This window comes from Devosia sp. XK-2 (genome assembly GCF_037113415.1).
GTDB lineage: Bacteria > Pseudomonadota > Alphaproteobacteria > Rhizobiales > Devosiaceae > Devosia.
The window spans coordinates 2,644,295-2,664,857 of record NZ_CP146608.1 but is presented as its reverse complement, the minus strand read 5'-3'; the positions used below and the strand labels follow the sequence as shown (position 1 = coordinate 2,664,857).

Annotated in this window: 18 protein-coding genes; 2 read left to right on the top strand and 16 right to left on the bottom strand. The window is 62.2% G+C overall.

Annotated elements, in window-relative coordinates:
* Positions 1–4 precede the first annotated feature (4 nt).
* The 14 genes from V8Z65_RS13080 to V8Z65_RS13015 all read right to left on the bottom strand — a co-directional run bounded on the left by V8Z65_RS13080 (position 5) and on the right by V8Z65_RS13015 (position 16,966).
* Entirely contained in the window at positions 5–367 is a 363-nt protein-coding gene (locus tag V8Z65_RS13080) for a hypothetical protein (RefSeq protein ID WP_338720589.1), read from the bottom strand.
* 211 nt (positions 368–578) lie between these two features.
* Entirely contained in the window at positions 579–731 is a 153-nt protein-coding gene (locus V8Z65_RS13075) for a DUF3309 family protein (RefSeq protein ID WP_338720588.1), read from the bottom strand.
* A 44-nt stretch (positions 732–775) separates the two neighbouring features.
* The gene (locus V8Z65_RS13070) at positions 776–946 is read right to left on the bottom strand and encodes a hypothetical protein (protein ID WP_338720587.1); all 171 of its coding nucleotides are present in this window, start codon (positions 944–946) and stop codon (positions 776–778) included.
* 104 nt (positions 947–1,050) lie between these two features.
* Positions 1,051–1,929: a transglutaminase family protein gene (locus V8Z65_RS13065; protein ID WP_338720586.1), complete on the bottom strand. Its 879-nt coding sequence runs from the start codon at positions 1,927–1,929 to the stop codon at positions 1,051–1,053.
* An 11-nt stretch (positions 1,930–1,940) separates the two neighbouring features.
* Positions 1,941–4,352 (bottom strand): circularly permuted type 2 ATP-grasp protein, encoded by a 2,412-nt coding sequence (locus tag V8Z65_RS13060; RefSeq protein ID WP_338720585.1) that lies wholly within the window; start codon positions 4,350–4,352, stop codon positions 1,941–1,943.
* 3 nt (positions 4,353–4,355) lie between these two features.
* Positions 4,356–7,703: a transglutaminase family protein gene (locus V8Z65_RS13055; RefSeq protein WP_338720584.1), complete on the bottom strand. Its 3,348-nt coding sequence runs from the start codon at positions 7,701–7,703 to the stop codon at positions 4,356–4,358.
* A gap of 111 nt (positions 7,704–7,814) precedes the next feature.
* Positions 7,815–8,426: a 3'-5' exonuclease gene (locus tag V8Z65_RS13050; RefSeq protein WP_338720583.1), complete on the bottom strand. Its 612-nt coding sequence runs from the start codon at positions 8,424–8,426 to the stop codon at positions 7,815–7,817.
* 24 nt (positions 8,427–8,450) lie between these two features.
* On the bottom strand, positions 8,451–10,037 hold the full coding sequence (locus tag V8Z65_RS13045; protein WP_338720582.1) for an FGGY-family carbohydrate kinase: 1,587 nt from the start codon (positions 10,035–10,037) through the stop codon (positions 8,451–8,453).
* Between the two features lie 120 nt (positions 10,038–10,157).
* A complete protein-coding gene (locus V8Z65_RS13040) occupies positions 10,158–11,633 on the bottom strand; it encodes a mannitol dehydrogenase family protein (RefSeq protein ID WP_338720581.1) in 1,476 nt (491 codons plus the stop codon).
* Between the two features lie 208 nt (positions 11,634–11,841).
* Positions 11,842–12,843, bottom strand: coding sequence for an ABC transporter ATP-binding protein (locus V8Z65_RS13035; RefSeq protein WP_338720580.1), 1,002 nt, complete (start codon positions 12,841–12,843; stop codon positions 11,842–11,844).
* Between the two features lie 13 nt (positions 12,844–12,856).
* Complete coding sequence (locus V8Z65_RS13030; protein ID WP_338720578.1) at positions 12,857–13,687, bottom strand: carbohydrate ABC transporter permease; 831 nt, start codon at positions 13,685–13,687, stop codon at positions 12,857–12,859.
* Between the two features lie 11 nt (positions 13,688–13,698).
* The gene (locus V8Z65_RS13025; RefSeq protein WP_338720577.1) at positions 13,699–14,571 is read right to left on the bottom strand and encodes a sugar ABC transporter permease; all 873 of its coding nucleotides are present in this window, start codon (positions 14,569–14,571) and stop codon (positions 13,699–13,701) included.
* Between the two features lie 305 nt (positions 14,572–14,876).
* Positions 14,877–16,187, bottom strand: coding sequence for a sugar ABC transporter substrate-binding protein (locus tag V8Z65_RS13020; RefSeq protein ID WP_338720576.1), 1,311 nt, complete (start codon positions 16,185–16,187; stop codon positions 14,877–14,879).
* Positions 16,188–16,501: 314 nt separating this feature from the next.
* Positions 16,502–16,966, bottom strand: coding sequence for a helix-turn-helix domain-containing protein (locus V8Z65_RS13015; protein ID WP_338720575.1), 465 nt, complete (start codon positions 16,964–16,966; stop codon positions 16,502–16,504).
* 83 nt (positions 16,967–17,049) lie between these two features.
* On the opposite strand from V8Z65_RS13015, the gene V8Z65_RS13010 reads away from it, so the two are divergent.
* Together V8Z65_RS13010 and V8Z65_RS13005 are read left to right on the top strand one after the other, a co-directional pair.
* Entirely contained in the window at positions 17,050–17,460 is a 411-nt protein-coding gene (locus V8Z65_RS13010) for a DoxX family protein (RefSeq protein WP_338720574.1), read from the top strand.
* 21 nt (positions 17,461–17,481) lie between these two features.
* Positions 17,482–18,165: a glutathione S-transferase family protein gene (locus tag V8Z65_RS13005; RefSeq protein ID WP_338720573.1), complete on the top strand. Its 684-nt coding sequence runs from the start codon at positions 17,482–17,484 to the stop codon at positions 18,163–18,165.
* A 337-nt stretch (positions 18,166–18,502) separates the two neighbouring features.
* Here the strand turns inward: V8Z65_RS13005 and V8Z65_RS13000 are convergent, their stop codons facing one another.
* Positions 18,503–19,456, bottom strand: a complete 954-nt coding sequence (locus tag V8Z65_RS13000; protein WP_338720572.1) for a sugar-binding transcriptional regulator — start codon at positions 19,454–19,456, stop codon at positions 18,503–18,505.
* A gap of 145 nt (positions 19,457–19,601) precedes the next feature.
* The gene (locus V8Z65_RS12995; RefSeq protein ID WP_338720571.1) at positions 19,602–20,345 is read right to left on the bottom strand and encodes a DNA helicase; all 744 of its coding nucleotides are present in this window, start codon (positions 20,343–20,345) and stop codon (positions 19,602–19,604) included.
* Positions 20,346–20,563 lie beyond the last annotated feature (218 nt).

The window sequence follows — 20,563 nt, the reverse complement described above, 5'->3', positions numbered from 1 at the left end:
ATGCCTAGTGCCGGGTGAGCAAGGCGAAGAGGAAGCCGATCCCGGCGGCGGCGACCACGGCCGTAAGGGGCTTGTCGCGAATGGTATCTTTGAGCTGCTTTTCCGTTTCGCCCATCTGGTCCTGCGCCTGGCTCAGCATTTGCTGGCCGCGCTCCCGCAGATGCTGGACTTCGCTGGTGGCCAGGGAACGCGCTTCGCCGACCTTCTCGCCGGTCAGCTTGCTCAGGGTCTCGGAAATCGCCTTGAGGTCGTGTTGCAGTTGGACGACCTGGCTCTCGAGCTGCTGTTCACGGGTTTCGGCCTTGGTGGCGCTGCGGCCATTGCCGGATTTGCGGCGGGTGGGGGCCATGTCTGAGGTCGTAGCCATTGGACACTCCTTGTTGTCTTGTCGATGTAACGCGGTGCGTGCGTGCGAGTTCCGGGGGCGATGGCACGAAAAAATGTCCCGACAGGCACTTGGGCTTGCCGGGACGAAAGGCGCGGGCCGAAAAGGGGGGCGGCCATCGGCCCGCAAAGGGCACAATCCTTTTCAGAGGAAACCAGAGGGACCTGGCGTGCCCGTTTGGGAATTGGGACGGCTAAATTCTGCCCATCAGCATCAGGACCAACACCACAACCAGGATGACGCCGAGAATGCCTGAGGGGAAATAGCCGAAGCCACGTGAATATCCCCAGGTCGGCAGCGCGCCGATCAGCAAAAGAACAAGAATGATAAGAAGTATCGTACCCATGGAACCCTCCTGGAACTATTGTTGGCTGGCTTGCCGTCTTGACCCTAGAGCAGGGCAACCAGCAGCGCGGTGGCAGTGGCCAGGATCAGGGAGGCGGGAAGAAGGGCCATGGCGATTTCACCGAAATGCGGGTGATGGCTCAGGGCGTCGTCGCTCCAGACCGCTGCGGCTGGCCGCCGGGTCGTTTCAAACGTTCTGAACTTTGCCTGGCTCATGCTCGTTCTCCTGCGGTCCGGATTGGCCGGACCTTTCCTGGCAGGCCGTCCGGCCCGCGTGCCAAGAGAACGAGGCGAAGATGATTTTGGTTCCGTTGCGGGTCTTATTCGATGCGCAGCACGTCCACCGATTGCTTGGTTTCGTGCGAGCCGTGGGTACGCAGCACGCCGACAATGGGTGAAATATCGGAATAGTCGCGGCCATGGCCGATCGAGATATGGTCGGGCCCGGCAATCATGGCATTGGTGGGGTCGAATTCGACCCAGCCCAGATGCTGGCCACACCAGGCTCGCACCCAGGCATGCATGGCATCGGCGCCCTCGAGACGCGGCTGACCCTGGGGCGGATTGGTGCGCAGGAAACCCGACACGTAACCAGCCGGAATGCCGACGCCGCGCAGCCCGGCAATCATGACATGGGCAAAGTCCTGGCAGACGCCCTTGCGCAAGGCAAAGGCCTCGGCCGGACGTGTCTCCACATCGGTGGCCTTGGGGTCGTATTCGAAATCCTTGTGGATCGCCATGCAAAGCGCGGTGGCGACGGCAAGCGTGGTCTGCTCGCCTGCAGTCACCTCGCGTACATAATTGGTAATGGCCGGAACGATCTGCACGCGGGACGAGGCCGCCAGAAAATGCTGCGGGCTGGTGGGTGCAACAGACCAATATTGCCCGACCTCGCGGGCCAGTTGATCGAGTCGCGGCGAGAGATCGGCCGGCGGGGTCAGGTCCTCGACCTGCACCCGGGCGGTCAGGCGCACGGTCAGTTTGTCATGCGGCTCGGTCATGGTGATGGCGGTGACCGAATTGCCAAAAAAGTCGAGAAAGCCGCTCTGCCGTGCCGGCGCCGGGTCGACGTTCAGCGATGAGGCGATGACGCGCTGCAGGCCAGGCACATTGGCGGGCGCGACGCGAATGTGGTGGCGGCCGCCATGCACGGGCGAGTCATAATCATATTCAAGCGTCAGGCGGATATCGTAGAGCATCTGTCCCGGCCTCAGGTGAAATAGGCCGCAGCCACCAGGCTGGACAGCATGCCGATATCGCGGGCCAATTGTTCCAGGCGCTCCGGCGTCATGCTGCCGGCTTCGGCAATCACCAGATCGGTATGAATTTGCAGGGCCAGCTTGGCTGTGGGCGAAAGCTGTTCGTCATCAATGCCGCCGGGCAGGGCTTCGACCTGGTGCCGCAATTCAGCCAATTGGAACAGCACGGAGCGAGGGTTGAGCGGGTCGAGCACCAATAGGTCGATCGCGCTCTGGGCGCCCGCAGTCACCGAATAGCGCCGCCGGTGCGACATGACGCTGTCGCCGATTTCGAGCAGCATTTCCACCGAACCGTCGGGCGCGTCGGGGGCCGTCAGCCAACCGGTGATGCGGGCGATCTGAATTGCCCGCTCCAGGCGTCGTCCCAGTTCGAGGAAGCGCCAGCCGGCGAAGCGGTACATGTTTTCATGCACAAGGCCGGAAAAGCCCGCCAGCTTGCGCAGCAGTACGGTCATGGCGCGGGTTGCGTCGTCGCCCACCGCGATCCGGCGGGCAAAGCGCTGGGCGGTTTTCTGCAGATCGTTGAGGGCCAGCCAGCCATCGGGCGAGAAACGGTCGCGGATTTGACCAGCGCTGTGCACGGCGCTGTCGATCGAAGCCAGGAGGCCCTGCGGCATGGCCTCATTGGCATCGACATCGACGGTTTCGAGGAAGGCGGCGCCATGGGTCAGGATGGGCAGGTCCGGCTTGGACAATTCGGCCAGCCGCGCATTATAGGCGCGCAGAATGCGCACGGTGGCCTCGCAGCGTTCGGCATAGCGGCCGAGCCAGATCAGATTATCCGCGGCGCGGCTGGGCAGGCTGCCGGGCGAGTTGCGCACCAGCTTTTCACCCTCTTTGGGCAATAGCGAAACCTGCTCGACCGGCTGCGAGGAGAGCACCCAGACGTCCGCCGCCTGGCCGCCGCGCTGCATGGCCAAGGCCGTCGTGTCGGTGGTGGAGCCGACACGGGCAAAGCCGCCCGGCATGATGGTCCAGCCATTATCGGTTCGGGCTGCATAGACGCGCAGGGTAATGGGGCGGGGCTCCAGCTTGCCTTCGATATAGACCGGGGCCGTGGACAGGCGCACCGGCTCCTGACCCACATAGGCCCCACCCTCAAGCGCAATCCGGGTCTTGAGATCGGCCTTCTGCTCCGCCGTCATGCTGGCGCCAAGGGCGGTGCCGCGCAGATCGTCGAAGGGCAATTGATTGGAAAAGGCCGGGCCGATCATCAGGCTATCGAAATTGTCGAGCACATATTCGCGCTCGGCGCCCTGGCCGCACCACCAGGTGGCGATTTCGGGCAGTTCGAGCCCGGTGCCCAAGAGGTGTTTGCAGAGGCGCGGCATGAAGGCGGCCAGCGCCCGCGTCTCCAAAATGCCGGTCCCGAGGGCATTGATCATGGAGATCGAGCCTGAGCGCAGGGCCTCGACCATGCCGGGCGTGCCGATGTGGCTGTCATAGCGTAATTCGAGCGGGTCGGCGAAACTGGCGTCGAGGCGCCGCCAGAGCACGCTGACAGGTTTGAGGCCGGCAACGGTGCGCACCATGACCTGGCCGTCCTCGACCACCAGGTCCTCTCCTTCGAGCAGCATCAGCCCGAGATAACGAGCGATATAGGCATGTTCGAAATAGGTTTCGTTGAGCTGGCCGGGCGTCAGAATGCCCACGCGTCCGCCATCTCGCCGCGCCTGGGCAAAGAGCGTGTCGCGGAAGCCGCGGAAGAAGCCGGCCAGGCGATTGATATTAAGCGAGGCATAGATTTCGGAAAGTGCACGCGTGGTGGCGACGCGGTTCTCAAGTGCAAAACCGGCGCCTGAGGGTGCCTGGGTGCGATCACCCAGCACCCACCAGGCCCCATCGGGGCCACGCCCCAATTCGAAGGCGCAGAAATGCAGGTAGTGGCCGCTGACCGGATGGACGCCGACCAGGGGCCGCAGGAATTCGGCGTTCTGGGCGATGAGTTCGGGCGGGAGCAAGCCTTCCTGCACCAGAGTGTTGTTGCCATAGATATCGGCGACGATGCGTTCGAGCAGTTCGGCGCGCTGCGTCAGCCCGCTTGAGATCTGCACCCAATCGGCTTCGTCGATCAGTAGCGGAATATGGGCCAGCGGCCATGCGCGCTCCTTGCCCTCGGCGCCATCATATTTGCGATAGAAGACACCGGCATCGCGCAGATATTGGTCGGCGCGTTCAAAGCGGGCGGCCAGTTCGGTCGGGCCCAGGGCGTCGAAGGCCGACATGAGTTTGTCCCAGCCAGGCCGAACGGCGCCGGACGGGTCAATCATCTCGTCCGGCACGCCTGGGAGAAGCCGATAGTCAGCGATGATGCTGGGTCCGGCGGGAGGCTTGCCGCGGCTCTGCTGATTCCGCGAAGTCATGGATTACGTGAACCGTGGCGGACGCCTGAGGTCAAGCGTCAGCGGAAATTCGTCCGCAGGCTTTTCAGGGCGCAGCACATAGCCACCGGGGGTGTAATTGTGCGGCACGAAGCGGGCGAGCCGCCGCGCCTCAGCCTCATTCCCATTGACCGGGAAGGTTTCGTAATTACGGCCACCGGGATGGGCGACATGATAGGTGCAGCCGCCAATGGGGCGCCCGGTCCAGTTGTCATAGATATCGAAGATCAGTGGTGCGTGGACGCGAATGGTGGGGTGCATGCCCGAGGCTGGTTGCCAGGCCTTGAAGCGAACACCGGCAACCGCTTTACCGCTCACGCCCGACGCAGTCAGCGGCACGGGACGCTGATTGCAGGTGACGGTGTAGCGTTTGGGATTGTCGGTTTCGAGCCCGACTTCGAGCCGCTCGACCGAGGAATCGACAAAGCGCACCGTGCCGCCAATGGCGCCCTGTTCGCCCATGACATGCCAGGGCTCCAGCGCCTGTCGCAGTTCCAGTTTCACGCCGTCCGCCTCGACCTCGCCACAGAAGGGGAAGCGGAATTCGCGCTGGGCGGTGAACCATTCCGGTTCTAACTCAAAGCCATGTTCGCGCAGGTCTGCGAGGATGGAGAGGAAGTCCCGCCAGACGAATGAGGAGAGCATGAAGCGGTCGTGCAGGGTGGTGCCCCAGCGGGTGAAGTCACCGGAGAGCGGATTGGTCCAGTAGCGCGCGATTAGCGCCCTGATCAGCAATTGCTGGGCCAGCGACATGCGCGCATTGGGCGGCATTTCAAAGCCGCGGAACTCGACCAGGCCCAGCCGCCCGGTCGGACCATCGGGGGAATAGAGCTTGTCGATGCAGATTTCAGCGCGGTGGGTATTGCCGGTGACGTCGACCAGCAGATTGCGGAACAGGCGATCAGTCAGCCAGGGCAGGGGGGCTTCGCCTTGTCCCGGCGCGGGCACCTGGGCCAGCGCGATTTCAAGTTCATAGAGGCTATCGTGCCGGGCCTCGTCGAGCCGCGGCGCCTGGCTGGTGGGGCCGATAAAGAGGCCTGAGAAAAGATAGCTCATCGAGGGGTGGCGCTGCCAATGCAGCACCAGCGATTTCAAGAGGTCCGGCCGACGCAGGAACGGGCTGTCATGCGGCGTGGCTCCGCCGACCACGACATGATTGCCCCCGCCGGTGCCGACATGCTTGCCATCGATCATGAACTTGTCGGCGCCCAGGCGGCACTGGCGCGCCTCCTCGTAGACGGCCTCCGTGGTGGCCACGCAATCATCCCAGCTTGACGCGGGATGGATGTTGACCTCGATGACGCCGGGATCTGGCGCGACGCGGATAACATTGAGCCTCGGGTCCTGCGGCGGTGCATAGCCTTCGAGATGGATCGGCTGGCCGATCTGCTTGGCTGCGGCTTCAGCGGCTGCGATCAGTTCGAGAAAGTCCTCCAGTGCCTCCACCGGGGGCAAGAAGACGCAGAGGCGGTGCTCGCGCACTTCGGCGGTGACGGCGGTGCGCACCTCGCCCTCGATCTCGCTGATCACCTGTTCGGTGATGTCCTGCTGCTCGGTCGCCGCAGTAAAGCCGGCAGCGGCCTGGGCGCGCGGATCGGTTTCAAGCCCGGTCTTGCTGCGCGCCAGGATTTCTTCGGGATCGGGCAGGGGGCCGCGCGGCGCGCCCGGATCCATAGGCACCACATGCGGAAAGTCCGTGGCCTTCAAATGCTTGAGCGAACTCAAGGGCAAGCGATAGCCGGCCGGGCTGTCGCCGGGCGCCAGGAACAGCTTGCCGCGCCGCGTCTTCCATTTTTCCGTCAGCCATGGGCTGGAGGCCTTGGCGTTCCAGCGCTGCACGGGCAGCACATAGCCGGTGGGATTGGTCAGGCCGCGCTCGAACACTTTGGCAATGCGCGAGCGCGCCTCAGGATCGGCCAGTTCGGAATTGGCGGGGTCGACATTGGTCGGCAGATTGGCTTCCTTGAGCAGCCATTCGCCGGGGTCTTCATAGGCCTCGTCGATGGTCTCGCCGGTCAGTCCGAGATTGCGCGCAAAAGCATCGAGGAATTTCCGCGCATCCTCATGCGTGGCGTTGGTCCTGACACCTTCCCGGGCGATCAGGCTTTCGTCCTGCCAGACCGGCTTGCCGTCGACGCGCCAATAGAGCGAGAAGGTCCAGCGCGGCAGGGTTTCCCCCGGATACCACTTGCCCTGGCCATGGTGCAGCATGCCATTGGGGGCAAAGCGCTGGCGCAGGCGGCGGATCAGTTCATCGGCCAGGCGCCGCTTGGTGGGACCGACTGCGCCGGCATTCCACTCATCGGCTTCGAAATCATCGATGGACACAAAGGTCGGCTCGCCCCCCATGGTGAGGCGCACATCCTGCTCGATGAGTTTTTCGTCGACCTTTTTGCCCAGTGCGTTGAGCCGGTCCCAGCTTTCGTCCGAAAACGGCTTGGTGATGCGCGGGTGCTCGGCAACGCGTGTCACCTGCATGTCGAAGGCGAAATCGACTTCCGCATAGGAGGCGAAGCCCGAAATCGGCGCGGCATTGCGGTAATGCGGTGTCGCCGCGAGCGGCACATGGCTTTCGCCGGTCAGCAGGCCAGAGGTGGGATCAAGGCCAATCCAGCCTGCGCCCGGGAGGTAGACTTCGCACCAGGCGTGAAGATCGGTGAAATCGTGGTCCGTGCCTGCCGGTCCGTCGAGCGAAACCAGATCGGGCTTGAGCTGGATCAGGTAGCCGGAGACAAAGCGCGCAGCGAGACCGAGATGGCGCAGGATGTTGACCAGTAACCAGCTCGAATCCCGGCACGACCCCTTGCCATTGCCAAGCGTCTCCTCGGGTGTCCAGACGCCGGGCTCAAGGCGGACAATATAGTTCACCACGCTTTGCAGATGTGCATTGAGTTCGGTGACGAAAGTGACGGTGTTTTTCGGGCTCTTGTCGAGCCCATCGAGGAATTTCTGCAGCAGCGGCCCTGCCGGCTCGGGCTTCATATAGATCGTCAGATCGTCGCGCAAATCCTCGGGATATTGGAAAGGCCAGGTCTCGCCGCTTTCCTCGACGAAGAAGTCGAAGGGATTATAGACCGTCATATCGGCGACCAGATCGACCTCGATCTTGAGCTCGGTCACAGACTCGGGAAAGACGAAACGCGTCAGGAAATTGCCATAGGGGTCCTGCTGCACATTGACGAAATGCAGCTCGGGGGTCACCCGCAGCGAGTGGCTGAGCACTTTGGTGCGTGAATGGGGCGCAGGCTGCAAGCGGATGATCTGCGGCTGCAGAACGACAGGCCGGTCATATTTGTAATGGGTCAGGTGATAGATGGCGGCTTTGATCGACATGCAGCTTTGTCGCTCGCTTTCAGGCCACGGATTTCGACTTCCCGATAAAGAGCTTAGCGGGGATCGTGGGGCTTGGATAGCGGGCAGAGCGTTGCTTTTCGCGCCGTTCGATCAGCGGGCGAGGACATGCGGATTGAGCTTGCCGGCCCGCATAAGGTGCTGAAGCGCATAGCTGACCGACAATGCGTCATCGAGCGCGTCGTGGCCGCGCAGGGGCGGGTGCTCGATACCATAATAGTTCGAGTGTTCATTGCTCGGCGTTCTGGCAAGGTCGTCAACGGGCATGCCTGCGGCCAGCAGCAATTTGACTGCGTTGTCGAACCGCGTTGCCGGAATGGGGGGAGCGATCCCGGCGACAAAGCAGCTGATGGCCAGCATGTTCAGTTCGTCCTTACCCCAGGACCAGCAAAGATCTCCGCTTGAGAACTGGTCGAATGCCAAGAGAGCCTCTTGGAGAGGGATACCCTTGTCATCGATGTCCGCGTCCGCAATGCCGGTCAACTTCGTGAAGAATTGATCGATAACATAGCGATTACCGAAGCGGTCCACGGGTCTGACATAGGCCCGAAACGTGCCTAGGATCGGGATATCTCCTTCAAGGCCGAGTCGAACGGCTCCGATTTGAGCGACAATAGGATCGGGGTCGTGAGCGGCACACCAAAATCGGCGCTGGGAGCCTTCGAGGCAAAGAAACTCGCAGTCGAAAATCACCGCTGACGCCATGGAACCCTCCGAACCGTTTGGCATTCACTCCAACCCGTCGATCACCTGACGCTGGCGGGTCATCTCAAGGAAAATACGGTAGTCGCGGTCAAACTGCGTCCGGGCCGCCGGATCGGGCGCCCGCGAGGTGCCGCCCTGCTGCATGGCAAGACAGGCCCGATCAAGACTTGGATAAAGGCCTGCCGCATTGGCGGCGACCATGGCCATGCCCAATAGGGTCGCGTCGGGCGTCGATGGTTCGACCACGGTGCAGCCGGTGGCGTCGGCATAAAGCTCCATCAGCAGCGGATTGCGCGTGTGGCCGCCGGTAATGTGCAAGGTGTCGATGGCGTAGCCCTTGGTATTGAGCGTATCCAGGATATGCCGCACACCGAGAGCAATGGACACGCAGGTGCGCCAATAAAGCCGGCAGAGGCTATCGAAATCGCTGTCCAGCGTCAGGCCGGAAATGACCCCCAAGGCCGATGGATCGCCCAGGGGCGAGCGATTGCCGTGAAAATCGGGCAGGACATGCAGCCGCTTGGCGAGGGATAGCCCCTCGGTCTGCCGCAATTCCATGACGCGTTCGCAGATGGCCAGATGCTTGTCCCGTGTCGGTTCGCCACCCGCACCATGCCAGCGGATGAGATGGTCGAGCAGGGCGCCGGTCGCCGATTGCCCGCCCTCATTGAGCCAGACGCCCGGCAGCACGGCGCCATAATAGGGGCCCCATACCCCCGTTGTAGGCCGATCTTCGGCCGAGAGTGCCATGACGCAGCTCGATGTGCCGGCGATCAGCGCAAGGTGCCGGTCAATGGAGCCGACATCGGCGGTGAAGGCCCCCAGAACCCCCAGCGCTCCGGCATGGGCATCGATGAGACCGGCGCCGACATGGCACTGCGTTGTGAGCCCAAGCTGCTCGGCCGCGGCGGCTGTCAGGGCGCCTAGATCAGCGCCAACGGGGCTGGCGATTTGGGGAAGCGCAGCCTTGTCGATGAGGTCGTCCAGCCCTACGCGGGCCAGAAAATCGTGCCGCCATTTCTGTTCCGAATGGCCGAGATAGGTCCATTTGCAAGTCAGGGTCGATTGCGAACGGGCCAGAGACCCGGTGGCTTTCCAGGACAGGAAATCTGCCAGATCGAACATCTGCCCGGCCCGGGCCCAGCTTTGCGGCAGGTGCCGCTTGAGCCACATCAGCTTGGGCACTTCCATTTCTGGAGACATGACGCCGCCGGCATAGTGCAGCACTTCATGGCCGGTGCGGGTGCATTCATCGGCTTCGGCCAGGGCGCGGTGGTCGAGCCAGACAATCGTGTCCCAGCGGTCTTCGCCGTCGCGCGAGACGGTGACCGGAGCGCCTTTCGCGTCGCGCACGACGAGCGAGCAAGTGGCATCAAAGCCGATGCCTGCAACATCTTCTGGCGCCGCCCCGGCCTCGGCCATTGCTATGCGCACAGCCGTGCAGACGGCGGCCCAAACGTCTTCGCTGTCATGTTCAGCGAAATTGGCGTCGGTGCGTCGCATCAATATGGGGTGTTCGTGACGGCCAAGCAGGCGTCCATCGCGCGTGAAAATGCCCGCCCGGGCGCTGCCGGTCCCGACATCCACTCCCACCAGGAGGTTTTGCGACACGCCGCCCTCTCTTTTTCGGTCCGCGCGGACCTTAGCGGATGGTTCGGAAGGGGGCTAGAGGCGGCTGCATGTTCCCGGCCTTCGCGATTGAAACGGCATGAAGACCGGGAAGTTGCGGCCTTAGAGCTGGTCGGCCAGATAGGCATCGAGCGTGCGGGTTGTGCCCTGCATCCACAGGGAATGGAGCGCCTTGGTGAACGCTTCGATGAAGTCGGGCGCCTTGGCCAGATCGCCATAGATGTCGCCCATTTCGAGCCAGGCCTTGGGATTGTCCCTGGCCTTGTGCGCCTGGGCTGTGAGCCGGTCCCAGCTCGGGTCATTGGGGGCGATGGCCGCGCCGCTTTCCGAGGTTCCATAGCAATAGCGGCACCACAGCGCGGAGACGAGCGCCAGCCCCATCACCGGCAGGCCGTGGCGAATGCGATCGAGCGCGGTGGGAATGATGAATTTGGGCTGGCGGTTCGAGCCATCCAGCGCCAGTCGGCGGACCGTGTCGCCGATTTTGGGATTGGCGAAACGCCTTTCGCACAGGGCAAAATAGGCATTGAGGTCGGTATTGGGCACTGGCGGCACGACGGGGATGATTTCGTCGGCCTCCACCTTTTTGAGGAAGGCAGCGACCAGCGGGTGTTCCATGGCCTCATGCACGAAATGAATGTCGAGCAGACCGGCGGGATAAGCAATGGTGGCATGGCCGCCATTGAGAATGCGGATCTTCATATGCTCATAGGGCGCGACATCAGGCACGAATTGCACGCCGACCTTTTCGAGGGCCGGGCGGCCGGCCGGAAAATTGTCCTCCAGCACCCATTGCTTGAAACTCTCGCAGAACACGGGCCAGGCATCGTCGATTCCGAACTGGTCGGCCAGCAGCTTTCTTTCGCGGTCCGAGGTCGCGGGCGTGATCCGGTCCACCATGCCATTGGGGAAGGCGACCGATGACGTGACCCAGTCTGCCAGTGCCGGATCGATTAGCGCGGCCAGGCCCGCAACGGCGTTTTCGGTGACATGGCCATTGCCTGGAATATTGTCGCAACTCATCACGGTGAAGGGCGCAAGTCCGGCAGCGCGGCGTTTGACAAGACCCGCAAGGATCAGCCCAAACGCGGTTTTCGGTGTGTCGAAATGAGCGGCGTCCCAGACAATATCGGGATGGGTCGGATCGAATGTCTGGCTGGCCGGGTCGATATAATAGCCGCCCTCGGTGATGGTCAGCGAAACAATGCGGATGGAGGGATCGGCAAGCCTGGCGATGACCTCCGCGCTGTTGCCGGGCTGGATATAGTCGATCATGGCGCCGGTGACATGGGCGGCGCTGGAGGAGGCCTCCTGCTCCACCACGGTGGTCAGCCAGTCCTGTGCCATCAGCTTTTGCCGCATGGCTTCATCGGCCTCGCGTACGCCAGCCCCGATCAGCGCCCAATCGTGTCCCTCGCCCAGATTGAACAGGGCGTCGAGATAGACCGCCTGATGTGCGCGATGGAAATTGCCGACGCCGAAATGGACAATGCCGGCGCTGAGATCGGCGCGGGTGTATTTTGGTGTCGCAACGCCGGTGAGCGCGGGCAGGGTGGCGAGGGAAAGTTTGGTGGTCATGTATCAATGCTCGGTGCCGGTGCGTGTGGCTCCCTCCGCACTTGAGGGGGAGGGTTGGGGTGGGGGGTGATGCAGTGAGCGTTGAGGCCAGTATGCGTCGGACGGTCGACCCCCTCCCCAGCTTTGCCAAGGCCTTTCAGGCGCGGCGTCGCTACCCTCCCCTCAAGGGGGAGGGCGGGCACAACTGATGCTGGGGTGATGTGCATGATCAGAGCGCCAGGCCCGCCGCATCGAAGCGGTAGATGCGGTCGGGGTCGGGCGTCAGGAAGACCTTGTCGCCATGGCTGAAGGTCTGGTCACCATCGGTGCGGACGGTGAGCAGGCCGAAATTGCTTTCGACATGGAGGAAGGTGTCCGAGCCGAGCTGTTCGGCCACGCTGACCGTGCCGGCCCATTGTCCGGCGCCTGCCGCGGTCGAGAGTGTAAAATGCTCGGGGCGCACGCCGATGGAATGAGCCTTGTGTTTTTCGGCTTCCGGTCCGTCGATGAAGTTCATCTTGGGCGAACCGATAAAGCCGGCAACGAAGCGGTTGGCGGGTTTTTTGTAGAGTTCGAGCGGCGAGCCGAACTGTTCCACATTGCCCGCGTTCAGCACCACGATGCGGTCGGCCATGGTCATGGCTTCCACCTGGTCATGGGTCACATAGATCATCGTGGTCTTGAGCTGCTGATGCAGCTCGGTGATTTCGAGCCGCATATTGACGCGCAGCGCCGCGTCCAAGTTCGAGAGCGGTTCGTCGAAAAGGAACGCCTTGGGTTCGCGCACAATCGCGCGGCCAATCGCGACACGCTGGCGCTGGCCACCCGAGAGCGCCCGCGGGCGGCGGTCGAGATAGGAGCCGAGGTTCAGCGTGCGCGCCGCATATTCGACCTTCTGGTCGATCACGGCCTGCGGCGTCTTGGCCATCTTCAATGGGAAGGCGATGTTGTCGCGCACGCTCATATGCGGATAGAGCGCATAGGACTGGAACACCATGGCGAGGCCGCGTCGCGCAGGCGGTGCGCCGGTGACATCCTCGCCGTCGAGCTTGATATGGCCAGAAGTGGTGTCCTCGAGCCCGGCGATCAGGCGCAGCAGGGTGGACTTGCCGCAGCCCGAGGGGCCGACAAAGACGACGAATTCGCCGTCTTTGATCTCCAATGAAATGTCCGGGATGATTTCGACTTCACCGAAGGACTTGTTGACGTGTTCGAGCGTGATGGAACCCATTTTCTTACAGTCCTTATTTGACGGCGCCGAAGGTGAGGCCACGGACGAGTTGCTTCTGGCTGAACCAGCCCAGCAGCAGGATTGGTGCGATGGCGAGCAGGGATGCGGCCGAGAGCTTGGCCAGGAACAGGCCCTGCGGCGATGAGAACGACGAGATGAAGGCGGTCAGCGTGCCGGCGCGGCCCGAGGTCAGGGTGATGGTCCAGAAGGCTTCGTTCCAGGCGAGGATCACGTTGAGCAGAAGGGTCGAGGCAATGCCGGGCACTGCCATGGGCACGAGCACGTGGACGATCTCGTTCCAGAGCTCGGCGCCATCCATGCGGGCCGCTTCCAGGATATCGACCGGGATTTCCTTGAAATAGGTATAGAGCATCCAGATGATGATCGGCAGGTTGATCAGCGTCATGATGATGGTCAGGCCATGCACGGTATCGAGCAGGCGCAGGTCACGGAAGATCAGGTAGATCGGAATAAGAACGCCCACCGCCGGCATCATCTTGGTGGAGAGCATCCACATCAGAATGTCCTTGGTACGCTTGGTCGGCGCAAAGGCCATCGACCATGCCGCCGGAATGGCGATGACAAGGCCCAGAAGCGTCGAGCCGACCGAGACTACAATCGAGTTCCAGGCGTGCTTGATGTAATCCGAACGGTCCTGCACATCGCCGAAATTGTCGAGTGTGAAGGTTTGCGGCAGGAAGGTCGGCGGGGCGGCGATGGCCTCGGCCTCGGTCTTGAACGCCGTGACTATGGTCCACAGGATGGGCGAGAACAGCAGCAGGGCGACTGCCCATGCGAGTACTGTGAAGCCGATTTTGGTCTGGACGGATGCGCTGCGGGCCATGATACTTCTCCTTACGCGTCCAGGTTCTTGCCGACGGCGCGCATCAGGAAGATGGCGACGATATTGGCGATGATGACGGCGACCACGCCACCGGCCGAACCGGCGCCGATGTCGTTGGAAAGGATGCCGGTGCGGAACACCAGGAAGGCGATGTTGGTCGATGCATAGCCAGGCCCGCCGCCGGTGGTGACGCGGATTTCCGCAAAGATACCGAGCAGGAAGATGGTCTGGATGAGGATGACGATGGTGATTGCCCGCGCCATATGCGGCAGGATGATATAGCGGAAGCGATTGACCGCATTGGCGCCATCCATCTCGGCGGCCTCGCGCTGCTCTTCGGACAGCGATTGCAAGGCCGTCAGCAGGATGAGCGTGGCAAAGGGCAGCCATTGCCAGGCCACGATCACGATTACCGAGAACAGCGGATATTGCGCGAACCAGTCGACCGGCTGCAGACCCAGCGCCTTATAAAGGTGCCCGAGCATGCCATAGCCGGGATGCATGAAGCCGTTCTTCCAGATCAGCGCGGCCACCGGCGGCATGACGAAGAAGGGGGAAATCACCAGGATGCGCAAAATGCCCTGCCCCCAGATCGGCTGGTCGAGCAAAAGCGCAAGGAACGTGCCGCCGATGACGGTGATCAGCAGTACTCCGCCGACCAGCAGCAATGTATTGACCAGAGCCTGGGTAAAGCTGGGATCGCCGATCACATAGATGTAGTTCCCCCAGCCGGCAAAGCCAGTCATCATCGGGTTGATCAGGCTATAGTTCTGGAACGAAAACCACAGCGTCATTGCCAGGGGCACGGCCATCCAGATGAGCAGCACGATGACGGCGGGTGCCATCATCGTACGGGCGAGGGTTCGGGTTTGTCTGGTTGCCATTCGTGGTGGTCTCCTTGCCGGTGCCCTGATGGACCGATCTCTCCACATTCACCATGCCGTCCTCGGACTTGATCCGAGGGCCATTCTTAACCCGCACCGGACCGATGGTGGCCCTCGGGTCAAGCCCGAGGGCGAGTCTGCCGTTGTGGTACTCAGCGCCGGCCATTCGCGCATGGCGCTCACGGCCTTTCACCTAAATTCGCCCCACCGGAGCGAATTTGCCTCACGCCCCCCATCGAAGCTGCCAAAATCCGCCCGGCCGATTGAGGGAATGATCGGTCGGGCGGTCGTCGTCGGGAGGAGGCCTATTTGATATAGCCGGCGCGGGTCATGTCGCGGGTGGTGGCGTCCTGGGCCTGAGCCAGGGCGTCATCGGCCGACATCTGCCCGGCCAGCGCTGCCGAGAAGAGCTGACCCACATTGGTCGCGATACCGGCAAATTCCGGAATAGCCACGAATTGCACGCCGACATAGGGCACCGGCTCGACGGTCGGATGGGTCGGATCGGCTGCATAGATCGAGCCCAGGGTCATGTCGGCGAAAGGTGCCGCGGCCTGGTAATCCGGGTTCTCATAAAGCGAGATGCGCGTGCCCGGAGGCACATTGGCCCAACCTTCCTCCGCCGCAACCATTTCGAGATAGTCCTTGGAGGTTGCCCAGCCGATGAACTGCTCGGCGGCATCGGCATTCTGCGAGCTTGCCGGGATGGCCAGCGACCAGGCCCAGAGCCAGTTGCCGCGCTTGCCCAACCCGGTGTCCGGCGCCAGGGCGAAACCGACCTTGTCGGCGACCGTCGAGTCATCGGGGTTGGTCACGAAGGAGGCCGCCACGGTGGCGTCGATCCACATGCCGCATTTGCCCTGCTGGAACAGGGTCAGGTTCTCGTTGAACCCGTTCGATGATGCACCGGACGGACCAGCATCGGCCATTAGCGAGAGATAGGTGTCCAGCGTTGCCTTCCATTCCGGCTGATCGAACTGCGGCATCCAGTTTTCATCGAACCAGCGGGCGCCGAAGGAGTTGGACATGGCGGTTAGGAACGCCATGTTCTCGCCCCAGCCGGCCTTGCCACGCAGGCAGATGCCGTTGATGTCATTGGCACGGTCGGTCATGGCGCGGGCGGCTTCGCCGATGAATTCCCAGGTTGGGGCCTCCGGCATTTCCAGCCCGGCTTTTTCCATCAGATCGGTGCGATACATGATGAAGGAGCTCTCGCCATAGAAGGGCGCTGCATAGAGCTTGCCATCGACCGACAGACCGTCCCGGATCGGCGGCAGCAGGTCATCGACATCATAATCGGCATCGGCCGCCAGGCCATCGAGCGGCTTCAGCCAGCCCTGCTTGGCCCAGATCGGGGCCTCATAGGTGCCGATGGTCATGATGTCATATTGGCCGCCATTGGTGGCGATGTCGGTGGTGACGTTCTGGCGGAGCGTGTTCTCTTCCAGAACCACCCAATTGAGCTCGATACCGGTTTCCGCCGTGAAGGCGTCGGACAGGCCCTGCATGCGGATCATGTCGCCATTGTTCACAGTGGCAATGGTGAGCGTCTGCGCAGAAGCGGTGCCGACGAGTGCGAGCGAAAATAGGCCCGCGAGAAGCGGTGTCAGTTTCATCAAAATCCTCCCAGATGCGAAGCGAGCATTTGCTTCGACGATGAGCAAATGTTCATCAACCGAGCGAGGGAGTCAAGCGGCGTTTTTGCTTGTGATCATGCGGCACGTGCGTCAGAGAGATTGGAGTTGCGCGTTTTACGCCGTAGTGCGTTCTGGGCGCATGTCATTTGGCGTAGCGAATGCCCGGTAGTCTGCCGCAGTGACCTTGGCCGGAACGCCAGGGCGGGTCATTGAGTCGGACTTGCGCTGCCGTCGCCTCTGTTCGCTCAATGTTGAGGGGCGATAGAGCCGCGTCGGCCCCAATGTGAAAGGGTCTAGGATTTTTGCGATAGGGCCGCCAGCAGCCCGGCCAGCTGCTCGGCCTGACCATCGTCAAGCTTGCTGCCCAGATGCTGCTGCAGCGCTTTTGCATATATGATCCACATATGCGCCTGCATGGCACGGCCGGCTTGTGTGATGATGACCCAGCGTCCCCGGCCGTCCTCAGCGAACACTTCGCGCTTGACCAGACCTGCCTTGTCCATCCGGTCGAGCAGCCTGGAAAGATTATGCTGCGCCAATAGGGTGCGTTCCTCGATTTCGAAGGGCCGCAAGCGGCCGTCCGTGGCCCGCGACAGTTCGAGCAACACATCATACCAGCCCAGTGGCGGCAGATCGGCCACCTTCAAATCCTGTTCGATCGCGGCAAGGACGATCCGCTGGGCACGCATGAGCCGTATCCAGGCCCGGGTGACGGCCAGGGATGGTTGCGGGGTTTCAGTCTCTGCGTGATCGGACATAGATGCAGTTACATGCATATTGACCGGGAAGGCAAGCGGCCATATAGATGCAACTGCATATATTTACGGAACGGAGACTTTCCATGACTCAAGAGCGGCTAACGGACTATGGGGTCACGCTGCTGCGCGTCAGCCTGGGCGTGATGTATCTGGCCCATTCCATTGGGCTAAAGCTGTTGACCTTCGGCCTTGCCGGCACGGCAGGCTATTTTGAATCGATCGGTCTGCCTGGCTGGCTGGCCTATATCACCTTCGCGGCGGAAGCGGTTGGTGGCGCGATGCTGGTTCTGGGCATCTATGCGCGTTGGGTGGCCGTGATCCTGATCCCGGCGCTGGCCGGCGCGATCATCTGGGCCCATGGCGGCAACGGCTGGGTCTTCAACGCGCCGAATGGCGGTTGGGAATATCCGCTCTACCTCATCATCCTGTCTGTCGCCCAATTCCTATTCGGTGACGGCCGCTACGCGTTGCGCCCTTCGCCCGCCTTTCGCTGAGCCGCCCAAGGAGATTTCATCATGTCCGATACGAAACTGACCCTTATCAGCCATCATCTCTGCCCCTATGTGCAGCGGGCCGCCATCGCTCTTTCCGAAAAAGGTGTGCCGTTCGAGCGCCGCTATATCGATCTGGCGGCAAAGCCGGATTGGTTTACGGCCATTTCGCCGCTCGGCAAGGTGCCGCTGCTGATCGTCAGGCAGGACGATGGCGCGGATGCCGTGTTGTTTGAGAGCGCCGCCATCTGCGAATATCTCGAAGACACGCAGCCCGGCGCCGCTCTTCATCCTGCCGATCCGCTGACGCGGGCGCAGCATCGGGGCTGGATAGAATTCGGTTCGTCCATCCTGTCCGACCTCTGGGGCTTCGAGACGGCAAAGGACGCTCTAAACTATGAGGCCAAGCGCAAGGCGCTGCTCGGCAAGTTCGGTCGCGTCGAGGCCGAGCTCGGCGACGGGCCGTTCTTTGCCGGCGCCGCGTTCAGCCTGGTCGATGCGGTTTTTGCGCCCATCTTCCGCTATTTCGACGTGTTCGACGCTATTGCGCCATCCGGGGTATTCGAGGGCCTGCCGCGCGTGACCGCGTGGCGAAAGGCTCTTTCTGCCCGCCAGAGCGTGCGCGAGGCGGTCACCGGTGACTATGGCGAGCGGCTCAAGGTCTTTCTCGACAACCATGATGCATGGTTGCTGAAAGCCAATGCCTGACGGAACCGCCGGATGCGGGAAATACAAGGCCGCCCGGAGACCAGGCGCTGGGACAGAATGGTGGCGAAACGGTTTTTGGAGCATCCCCACCCAACCTCCCCCTGAAACAGGGGCTTCGATCCGTGCCGAAGGCCAAATAGCGCCAGTGGCGCTATTTGAGGCGAGAGGGCCATGAGCGCTATGCGCGAATGGCAAGCGTTCCCGGGAAGGCGTTCGTTTCAGTTTTTAGTTTCAGGGACGGCAGCCGTCTCGGGACTCCGCTCTTTTCTCGTGACCACGAGGCCGGGCGGCGCGTCAACACGTCGTCGGAAAGGGACTTTGCGCCATGGGCATGGAGTCAGGCCAGCAGCAATTCGGCTGTTCGCTCATCGGTGATCAGGCCATTGACGAGACGCCGGGTCAGCGCGGCGCGAATGGCGGCGGCTTTGGCCGGGCCCATGGCCAGGGCGATGACGCGGCCCTGTTCGCGGCTGGGGATGGGTGCCGATGCCACCCGATCATTGGTCAGTCCCTCGATCAGCCGGCCCTCGGCATCGAAGACCCAGCCGCAAATCTCCCCAATAGCCCCGGCTTTCAGCAGGGCCTTGTGTTCGGCTTCGCTGATGAAGCCATCCAGCAGCAGGGGCGCATCGGATCCCAGATGGCCGATACCGACAAAGGTGATATTGGCGCGCGCGGCCAGATCCAGGGTCGAGGCGATCATGGGCTGGCTGTGGAGCATTTCCCGCTCCCTGGCCGAGGAAGCGATGACGGGCAGGGGCATGGGAAAGCTGCGCGCCTTGACCGTGTCGGCCACGTTGAAAATCACGTTATAGAAGGCGGCCGAGCCATCGGGCGCGATATTGCCGGTCAGCGAGACAACCGTGTGATGGGGACAATCCATGGGTTGGAGCTGTTCGATAGCCGCTTTCAGGGTCCGGCCTGTACCGATGGCGATGATCACCGGGTCGGGGCTACGCAGACAGCGTTCGATTTCGGCAGCGCCGGCCTCTGCCACCCCAATCGTTGTCGAATTGCTGGCGGCATCGGACGGCACCACTTCGCACTGGTCCAGGCCATAGCGGCTCTTCAGGCGTTCGGCCAGGTCCAGGCAATGGCCGATGGGGTGGTCGAGACGCACCTTGATCAGTCCCTCGCTCACAGACAGCGACACGAGACGCTGCGCCGACTGGCGCGAAATTCCCATCTTGCTGGCGATTTCTTCCTGCGTATTGCCGGCGACATAGTAGAGCCAGCCGGCCCGTGCGGCATCGTCCAGCCGGGTCGCAGAATTGTCGTTTCGCGCAGCCATGGTTCCCCATCCCTTATCGTTTCCGCGATTATTCCGATGCCGCGCCCAGTCGCAAGGGGTTATGACAAGGTCCATGCGGCCAGTTCAACACAGCGCGCACAAACAATGGGATGCCGAATGGATCGGCATCCTCTGGGCGTTTGGACTATCGGTGGCTTGGTGCCGCTTGGCTCTTCGGAATTCTCTGGCCGTGCACAGTGCCCTTGTTCAGAAACCAGGCATGGTCGAATATCGTCAGGTCGAGCGGGTTGGGCAGCCGAATATCGTCAAGGTCTGGCATTGGTGCTTCTGCCATCTCGAAGGCACGATCTACCTGGCAGATAAAGGCGATGACGAGCCCGCGGGTGCGGGCAAATTGGGCCAAAGCGGTAACCTGTTGTTGCAGCGCCGGCGTCGATCTCTTCTGGTCGAGCAATTGCAGATAGTCGATAACAGCCAAAGTGCCGCGGGGCGCGGTGTCGAGCGTTTGCATGACGTAGTCGGCGCAAATGTCGTCAGAGCAGTCGATGACGAGTTGGGCGGCGAACTGAGTGGGGGCCACGTTGATGGCATCGAGCTTCGTGCGCACCTCTGCAGGGGTACAGTCGAGCGAGAAGAAATAGGCCTTCTGGTCCGGCCCAGCAGCTGCCGTCGCCATCTGCAGGGCCAGAAGCGTTTTTCCCTGGCGAGGCCGCGCGGCGATCAGCACGAGATCGCCGGGTTGCAGCTGGTTGCCGATGGTGCTCGGGTCGGTGACCTCTTCTCCGCTTTGCGAACTCAGCAGGCTCCAGCTCACAAAGCCTTCTGCCGCGGCAATCTGGTCAAGCGCTGCGTGCAGAGGAATGCCGTGGTCGCGGGCCTTCAGTCTGGCGGCGCGTTTGGGGCGGTAAATGGGTGCGGAAAGTCGCATGGTCTTGCTCCAGTCGTTACTGGCTCAGGCAATCCCTCCTTATGCCGTCGCACGACGGGGCTGATACTTTGGCAGTCAATCCGGCAGGTCAGCTGCTTTCCCGGTGGAGGGGGGAGGCGTGGATCGCGCCTGACCGCATGCTAGCTGATTCCGACCCGCCGCGGCGAGTGGGTTGACGGGGTGTTCTTATTGTAACTAAAGGAGTTACATATTAGCGC

Bases quoted from the DNA above. Each gene is read 5' to 3' on its own strand.
- V8Z65_RS13080 (WP_338720589.1), bottom strand. From the start codon at position 367: ATGGCTACGACCTCAGACATGGCCCCCACCCGCCGCAAATCCGGCAAT.
- V8Z65_RS13075 (WP_338720588.1), bottom strand. From the start codon at position 731: ATGGGTACGATACTTCTTATCATTCTTGTTCTTTTGCTGATCGGCGCG.
- V8Z65_RS13070 (WP_338720587.1), bottom strand. From the start codon at position 946: ATGAGCCAGGCAAAGTTCAGAACGTTTGAAACGACCCGGCGGCCAGCC.
- V8Z65_RS13065 (WP_338720586.1), bottom strand. From the start codon at position 1,929: ATGCTCTACGATATCCGCCTGACGCTTGAATATGATTATGACTCGCCC.
- V8Z65_RS13060 (WP_338720585.1), bottom strand. From the start codon at position 4,352: ATGACTTCGCGGAATCAGCAGAGCCGCGGCAAGCCTCCCGCCGGACCC.
- V8Z65_RS13055 (WP_338720584.1), bottom strand. From the start codon at position 7,703: ATGTCGATCAAAGCCGCCATCTATCACCTGACCCATTACAAATATGAC.
- V8Z65_RS13050 (WP_338720583.1), bottom strand. From the start codon at position 8,426: ATGGCGTCAGCGGTGATTTTCGACTGCGAGTTTCTTTGCCTCGAAGGC.
- V8Z65_RS13040 (WP_338720581.1), bottom strand. From the start codon at position 11,633: ATGACCACCAAACTTTCCCTCGCCACCCTGCCCGCGCTCACCGGCGTT.
- V8Z65_RS13035 (WP_338720580.1), bottom strand. From the start codon at position 12,843: ATGGGTTCCATCACGCTCGAACACGTCAACAAGTCCTTCGGTGAAGTC.
- V8Z65_RS13030 (WP_338720578.1), bottom strand. From the start codon at position 13,687: ATGGCCCGCAGCGCATCCGTCCAGACCAAAATCGGCTTCACAGTACTC.
- V8Z65_RS13025 (WP_338720577.1), bottom strand. From the start codon at position 14,571: ATGGCAACCAGACAAACCCGAACCCTCGCCCGTACGATGATGGCACCC.
- V8Z65_RS13020 (WP_338720576.1), bottom strand. From the start codon at position 16,187: ATGAAACTGACACCGCTTCTCGCGGGCCTATTTTCGCTCGCACTCGTC.
- V8Z65_RS13015 (WP_338720575.1), bottom strand. From the start codon at position 16,966: ATGTCCGATCACGCAGAGACTGAAACCCCGCAACCATCCCTGGCCGTC.
- V8Z65_RS13010 (WP_338720574.1), top strand. From the start codon at position 17,050: ATGACTCAAGAGCGGCTAACGGACTATGGGGTCACGCTGCTGCGCGTC.
- V8Z65_RS13005 (WP_338720573.1), top strand. From the start codon at position 17,482: ATGTCCGATACGAAACTGACCCTTATCAGCCATCATCTCTGCCCCTAT.
- V8Z65_RS13000 (WP_338720572.1), bottom strand. From the start codon at position 19,456: ATGGCTGCGCGAAACGACAATTCTGCGACCCGGCTGGACGATGCCGCA.
- V8Z65_RS12995 (WP_338720571.1), bottom strand. From the start codon at position 20,345: ATGCGACTTTCCGCACCCATTTACCGCCCCAAACGCGCCGCCAGACTG.